This is a genomic window from Youngiibacter fragilis 232.1 (assembly GCF_000495435.3).
Classification (GTDB): Bacteria; Bacillota; Clostridia; order Clostridiales; family Clostridiaceae; genus Youngiibacter; species Youngiibacter fragilis.
The window spans coordinates 1-648 of the sequence record NZ_AXUN02000157.1; the positions used below are offsets into that span (position 1 = coordinate 1).

The 648-nt window shown below is 55.2% G+C and carries 1 protein-coding gene; it reads right to left on the minus strand.

The window, feature by feature from the left end:
- On the minus strand, positions 1 to 426 hold a 426-nt coding region (locus T472_RS19290), incomplete at its 3' end, for a helix-turn-helix domain-containing protein (protein ID WP_152975139.1).
- Positions 427 to 648: the final 222 nt, after the last annotated feature.

Below are 648 nucleotides of genomic sequence, written 5' to 3' on the forward strand. Positions count from 1 at the left end.
GCTTTGGCGCAGGCAGATGATCAGCTCCTTGCGCAACTCACCGACCGGCAAGGCATAGATCGCGTTATAGATCGTCTCGCGACAGACGTAGGCCTCTCTGAGGCTGGGTATGTTCATGCTGCGCAGCTTGCCGGCAATCTGCTCGGGAGACAAACGCTTACGCAGCATGTGGGCCACCAGCTCGAAGCGCTCACTGCCCGGCAACAGCTTTCGCATCGGGCGACAAGCCTGACGGCGGGCCTGCATCTGTCGCTGGGCCGCGCGGGCCGAGTAGCCACCACTGGCATCTCGATTACGGCGCAGCTCCCGGCTGATGGTCGAGGGGGATCGGTTGATCAAGCAGGCAATCCTACGCAGGCTGAAGCCTTGGGCATGACCGATTTGAATGGTGGCGCGCTCTTCAACGCTGAGTTCGGAATAAAACATAGGGGCAGCACCGTACCGGAAAGGTCAGGTGTTGCACTCAGTTTTTGCCGCCGCCCGGCATTATCTTTAGAAGAGTTATATCCCAAGAAATAACCATTGTATTGAAAGTAGTTAGTGTCAATTTTTCGCCTGCTTGGCTTGCCTTTTTCCAGCATATCCAGAAGCGTTTTTAAGTGTGAGCGTGTTAGCCAGAATTTTAGAAGTAATCCGCTCCCTAGGGAT